A 6,094-nucleotide genomic window follows, 5' to 3' on the forward strand; every position below is an offset into this window, starting at 1 on the left:
AACGCACAGATGGGGGAAGGATCCCGAACGATCATGGCCTGAAGCTCCTAAATCGAATGGAGTCCCGAACAGACATTTTTGTTAGACTGAGCGAACTTAAAAGGACCGTTGTAAATCAGGAATGGAGCTCCCATGCGTCGTCTTTCTGCCCTCGCCTTGGCGTTTCTCGCCGGCTGTAGTTCCTCTTCCATCACCAGCAAAACGCTCTCCGACAGCGAAATCGAAGCCATTCAGTCTCGTGTCGAAACCCGCTACCCCGACCTGTCGTCCGACAAGCAGCATGCTGTCACCGAATTGGTGGTGCGTGCCCTGGACAACATGGTTCCCATTGAGGGGGGCTCGTTCATGATGGGGGAGATCAAGGTGCCCTGTGAGCCGGGGTCGGAACAACTGTGTAATACCGATTATGACCGTGATAACGATTTCCAGCACAAGGTGACGTTGGACGACTACGCTCTCTCCAAATACGAGACCACCATTGCTGATTTTGACCTGTTCCGTGAGCTTCAGGGGAAAGAGCCATACGAAAAGGAAATTCGGGAGCGGGAAGGTCGGCAATACCTGTTTGAGGCGAACAAGCCCGCCTGGACCAAGAACTGGCAGGAGCCGAAGGATTACTGCACATGGATTGGCGAACTGGCTGATCAGCCGGTCGACTTGCCGACCGAAGCCCAATGGGAATTCGCTGCTCGCAATCGAGGAAAGGATGTGCTGCATGCGACCGACAACGGTGAAATCGACTTGGGTCGTAATTACCGGGACGAGGGGGAAGGATCCAAAAACCAAGCTGTCGGTAGCTTCCCTCCGAATCCTTTAGGCCTCTATGATCTTAATGGTAACGCCGCCGAGTGGGTTAACGATGTGTATTCGGAGAACTACTATAAGCAAAGTCCGGAGTCTAATCCCCGTGGGCCCGAGCACGGGAATAGCCATGTCCTCCGTGGGGGAACTAATGCTGATAGCCCGAGGTTCAGTACTACTGTAAACAGGAATCACGAAAAAGCGCTTGAGTATTATTCCAGATTATTTGGTTTTCGTTGCGCCTCTGGCTCTTAGGCAATAGAACTCAGGTCACCGTATTTTCGATGATAGGCAACCAATTTTTACCGGATCCGGCGCCGTTTTTTTTCAGCGGCGACCGGCATCCAGGCCACAGTCTGGGAGACAGGCGCGTCGGAGGTGGCGCCCAATTCCGAAGAGATCCAGTCATGGAATTGCTTTAGCTGATTGTCGTCAGAGGCAAAGCCGTCATTCAGGATGGCGCAGACCTTTTCCAGGGATTGCATCGGGTGACACCTGGAACCATCCTCCGTCATGTGTTGGAGCACTTCGAGGATCTGCCACCAAAGCAGTCACATGAATCATGATATAAATCAGCATGAGTTCCTGGTTTCGATGCGGTTCCGGCCGCGCACTTTTGTTAAACTGAACGCGCTCAACAGGACCGTTGTAAATCAGGAATGGAGTTCCCATGCGTCGTCTTTCTGCCCTCGCCTTGGCGTTTCTCGCCGGTTGTAGTTCCTCTTCCATCACTAGCAAAACGCTCTCCGATAGCGAAATCGAAGCCATAAAGTCTCGTGTCGAGGCTCGCTACCCCGATTTGCCTTCCGGCAAGCAGCAAGCCGTCACCGAACTGGTGGTCCGTGCCTTGGACAACATGGTTCCCATTGAGGGGGGCTCGTTCATGATGGGGGACTTCAAAGTGCCTTGTGAGCCGGGATCGGATCAGCTTTGTAGGAATGATTTTTACAAGGATAACGACTATATCCACAAGGTGACGTTGGACGATTACTCCCTCTCGAAATACGAAACCACCATCGCTGACTTCGACCTGTTCCGCGAGCTTCAGGGAAAGGAGCCGTACGAGAAGGAAATTCGGGAACGGGAGGGTAGAGAATACCTGTTCGAGCCGGATAAACCGGCGTGGACCAAAAACTGGCAGGAACCGAAGGACTACTGCCTGTGGGTTGGGGAGTTGGCATCACGTCCGGTTGACCTGCCGACCGAGGCTCAGTGGGAATTTGCCGCAAGGAATCGGGGCAAAGAGGTACGCTATGCAACCGACAACGGTAAAATTGAGTTTGGCAGGAACCATCAAAAGAAAAGGGGAAGGGAAAGCCAAGCCGTTGGCAGTTTTCCTCCAAACCCTCTAGGAATATATGACCTAATGGGGAATACTTCGGAATGGATCAGGGACAAATATTCTGAGACTTATTACCACCAAAGTCCTGAAATAAACCCAATGGGGCCCCCTGATGGCCAAGGTCACGTTGTACGAGGGGGCAGTTATCTAACTACTCCTGATCTCGATATTACGGTTACCCGAGGTAGTAACAACAAACTCGGCTTCTACTCCAATCTGTACGGTTTCCGTTGCGCCTCCAGCCTTTAGACAATAATAGAGGACAGGTCACCGTATTTTTGGTGGTAGGCCACAAGCTTCTCCCGGATCCGGCGCCGTTTTTTTCCAGCGGCGACCGGCATCCAGGCCACAGTCTGGGAGACAGGCGCGTCGGGGGTGGCGCCCAATTCCGAAGAAATCCAGTCATGGAATTGCTTTAGCTGATTGTCGTCAGAGGCAAAGCCGTCATCCAGGATGGCGCATAATTTTTCCAGGGCTTGCATTGGGTTACACTTGGAACCATCCTCCGTCATGTGCTGCAGTACTTCAAAGAATTTTCGCCAAGTGGTGATGTGAGAGAATATGTAGATAAGAGCCCTTTCCTGTTCTTCTTCCCAGGACTCGATAAAGGTCTGCAGTAGCGTATGGCACAGCATGCCTACAGTTTCCGGAGGAAGATCGTATAAGGAAATGGAACCTTGGTCCGATTGCAGCACCTCGCTTAATCGACCGTCGCGAATTTTTTGCGCTAGAGTCTGGGCGTTTTCTTGGAGCGAACGGCGTCTTTCCCAAGCTCGCTGAAGATTCTCAACGGGCTGATTTATCCACTCGGCTGCTTTTCCTGCTTCATCAACAAGGGACAGATAGAGATTGCGACTCCACACTATGAAAAGATCGCTGTCGATATTCTCCAAGTAAGAGTAATCAAACTCCCGAAGCGCATCTAAAACGGCCTTACAAAGTGACCAACAGCTCTGCAGGTCAACGGTTGTTCCAAAACTCCCACTGGCGCCCGGCCCGAATACCAATCTGCCTTTGCAGGCCATGATGATTGCGTGGTCACGACCAAGCTTCAATGCAAAATCCATCCCCGCACCAACGCCAGCAGCTACGGTCCCCCCCGCCTCAATCTTCAAAAGCTCCTGCCAATTGGCATTGGATTTATATTGCTCTTCAGGATGCACCCAGCAGAATTTTCCACTCACGGCACCGCCTGCCTCGGCCCCCGCAAACGCGTTGCCAGAGACAGAGAGACCGGCTTGTGGGTCGGGTTTGATTTTCTTCTGATCGGATAACAGGAAGGTGGCCGCCCCGGTACTCAGCTTCGCGTTTGCTTCTCCGCTAATACGTCCACCCACAAAGCAGTTCAATGTGACGTCGCCGGAGAGCCGGAAAGCTCCGAAGGCCAGATCAGTCAGTTCGCCGTTGCGGTTTCGGAAAGTAAACCGGCAGTCCCAGCCGGCTTCGTTGGGCACGAAGACTTCAGCCAGTTTCGCTTCCGCCTCCGCAAGGGCCATGGACGCGCTGGCCTTGGCGCCTATATCGATCTCGCCCGTACTCAGGTCGAAGCTGTTGACGCCGGCGCTGGCCTGCATGGCGAAGCGCATCAGTTGGGCTTCTGCACTGACCTGAAAGTTGTTCTCCGATGGGTTGTCGCCCTCGCTGGAATTCCAGGTCAGCTTTGAGTGCTCCTTGCCAAGGAGAAAGAATTCATCCTTGGCTTCGACGAATTTAACCTCAACGTTGCCAATCGGGCTTTTGGCGGCATCAGCCGCAATGCCATCCTTGATTTTGCCAATCAACTCACCGGCTGTCGCTGAGGGATTCTCAAGCACACCGGCAATGGCCTTTGTCTTTCGTACGTAGCGAATGGACGCGTAAGAAGCCGTAATGCGTTGGTAGACGCCCTTGCGGACGTAGTACCAACGGCCGGGTCGGCTGAAGACCATGATTTCAATAATGCCAGCTTCGGTCTGGTTGCTGCGCTTGGAAAAATCCGAAGCCTTGATGCCATTCCCTTTGACACCGTTGGTTGCGCTGCCTTCGTCCAACTGGGCCTGCAGTGCCTGTCGTTGCGAGCGCAACATGGTCAGACGCTGCTCTTTGGCGATAGTCACGATGTCTTCGCGCTTTTCCTCGTTATCGCTGGCAAAGGAAAAGAAGTAGTCTGGATCGTAGTCGTCATACCATTGAATCTGCTCATCGATGGCGGCGATCTTTGAGCTGATGAGGGACACCTTCTCCGGTTCTGCCTCCTCCTGATCATCGGCCTCGGGTGCGAGCACGCCTTTCTCGGCCGCTTTGATCATCCATTGGCGCTTTGGACTGGGTTGCGCCTCATCGGAGGACGGTGGCGCATCCTGGGCCTTCTTGAATTCGGCCATCAGGGCGTCCATTTCCTCGATTTCGGCGTGGATCTCTTCAGCGGCTGCCTCGGGCAGTGCCAGACACCAGGCGTCTTCTGCCGCGCCCATAACGTGAATGATCTCTGCGTACTCGTCGCGACAGGCGGTTGTCGTGCATTGGGACGAGGTGCGGCTATTCGCCGATTTCGGTTCCGGGAGGCCCGTGGCCGCCGAATCGTTATTCTCCGGAATCGTTAGGGTCCATCCCGTCTCGATATGGTCGACGTCCCTGATCCGGGGATTCTCCGCCTTCAGTGCAGCCAGTGTCACTTGATGTTGTTGCGCAATGGCAGAAAGGGTGTCGCCTGACTGGACTTCATACTGGGGCATGCTGATTCTCCACCGCGCCTTCCATGGCGCTTAGTCGATCGTTTGATGTGGTTTGCGGTTCATCCAGGAGAGCTGCGAAGGGCGCGCGTCGATGAAAGCCAGCGCCGTGCAGGATGGCGAGCCTTAGCCAGCGCTCCAGATGACTGCTTGTTTTGAATCCCGCTTGATCCCCCTCAAGCAGTCTCTTCAGCACCCAATGTTCAGGGGCGTCGTGGTGCGCCAGGCTCTCGCGGTAGTGTTCGCTGCAACCCTGGGCTTCGGAAGCCAGCCAATACGGTGCCATGGCTTCGAGTTGATCAGGGGAGACACCCGGCGGAATGGATGAATGGGTGAGAGGTTCGTGCTTTTCCGGGGTGGCAGTACGCCAGGTGTGGCTGTCATGCCAGAACCAAGTGGATGCGCCGTTCAGGAGGGCCTGGCGTTGTGTGTCACCCAAGACGCACAACAGTGCGCCGAGCTTCCGGGGTTCTTGTACCCGGAGCAGGCTACCTTTGACCGGAAGCCCGTCATGAATCCAGTGCACGAAATGGGCATGCAGCTCGTCCATGGACCAGTCGGACCTTAAGAGCAACCCGATTGAGTGCCGGGTCATCTGGTCGGCCAGGGATTTCTGGAATTCTGACGCTTTTCGCAAGTCCACCAGGACTGGTCCATGCCGCCATTCCGTTGACCATGAGGTCTGCTCGAATAGGCTGCGCCATTGCACCGGTTCGTGGGTCATTGCGCCGTATATGCGTTCGAGCAGCTTGCTATCGACGGCAAGGTCGACAACCGCGAAGTCAGCGCGATCCGGTGAATGGGTGGGTGGCGCAACCTGATTAAGCGTGCTGATGTATTTTGCAGCGTCCATGCTCGTCAAACTCACAATCGGAGAGGGCGGATGCCCCGTTCTCGGCAGCTTCGGTCAGGAGCCCCTTGCGAGAAGGCGCTTCCATCGTTGCTAACTTGGCTGGGGCAGTGGAATTGGGAGAGCCGGATTCAAGGGTCTGCGGTATTTCCGGCAATTGAGCCGCCTGAGCCGCTCCACTCCCCGGCGCCCCGCCGGAATTCATCTTGATCATCGGCCCGGAGACGGTGACGCCGCTGGGGTCGACTTTGACGAAGCTGCCGCCGGCCTTGAGGGTGATTTCGGCGCCGGCCTCGACGACGATCTTCATACCCGCTTTGTGGTGGATCTCGGTGCCCGCTTCCACCAGTTGGGCTTTGCCCTGTTTGCTGTGGTGGGTACCGCCGACCG

At 55.1% G+C, this 6,094-nt stretch carries 5 protein-coding genes and 1 pseudogene; 2 read left to right on the forward strand and 4 right to left on the reverse strand.

Going from position 1 to position 6,094, the window contains the following annotated elements:
* The first annotated feature begins 132 nt into the window (after positions 1-132).
* Positions 133-1,056, forward strand: coding sequence for a formylglycine-generating enzyme family protein (locus EZI54_RS22840; protein WP_131484178.1), 924 nt, complete (start codon positions 133-135; stop codon positions 1,054-1,056).
* Positions 1,057-1,103: 47 nt separating this feature from the next.
* On the opposite strand, the gene EZI54_RS22845 is transcribed toward EZI54_RS22840, so the two are convergent.
* The gene (locus EZI54_RS22845; protein WP_131484179.1) at positions 1,104-1,286 is read right to left on the reverse strand and encodes a hypothetical protein; all 183 of its coding nucleotides are present in this window, start codon (positions 1,284-1,286) and stop codon (positions 1,104-1,106) included.
* A gap of 185 nt (positions 1,287-1,471) precedes the next feature.
* On the opposite strand from EZI54_RS22845, the gene EZI54_RS22850 reads away from it, so the two are divergent.
* The gene (locus EZI54_RS22850) at positions 1,472-2,392 is read left to right on the forward strand and encodes a formylglycine-generating enzyme family protein (RefSeq protein ID WP_131484180.1); all 921 of its coding nucleotides are present in this window, start codon (positions 1,472-1,474) and stop codon (positions 2,390-2,392) included.
* On the opposite strand, the gene EZI54_RS22855 is transcribed toward EZI54_RS22850, so the two are convergent.
* From EZI54_RS22855 to EZI54_RS25185, 3 genes and pseudogenes are all read right to left on the reverse strand, one after another.
* Complete coding sequence (locus EZI54_RS22855; protein ID WP_131484181.1) at positions 2,389-4,857, reverse strand: LysM peptidoglycan-binding domain-containing protein; 2,469 nt, start codon at positions 4,855-4,857, stop codon at positions 2,389-2,391. The genes EZI54_RS22850 and EZI54_RS22855 overlap by 4 nt on opposite strands.
* Entirely contained in the window at positions 4,844-5,707 is an 864-nt protein-coding gene (locus tag EZI54_RS22860; protein ID WP_131484182.1) for a DUF4123 domain-containing protein, read from the reverse strand. Before EZI54_RS22860 ends, EZI54_RS22855 begins: the two co-directional genes overlap by 14 nt.
* A pseudogene (locus tag EZI54_RS25185) lies at positions 5,676-6,094 on the reverse strand (type VI secretion system tip protein VgrG); the annotation flags it as partial. The gene EZI54_RS22860 and the pseudogene EZI54_RS25185, both read right to left, overlap by 32 nt.

The organism is Marinobacter halodurans, from assembly GCF_004327985.1.
GTDB lineage: Bacteria > Pseudomonadota > Gammaproteobacteria > Pseudomonadales > Oleiphilaceae > Marinobacter_A > Marinobacter_A halodurans.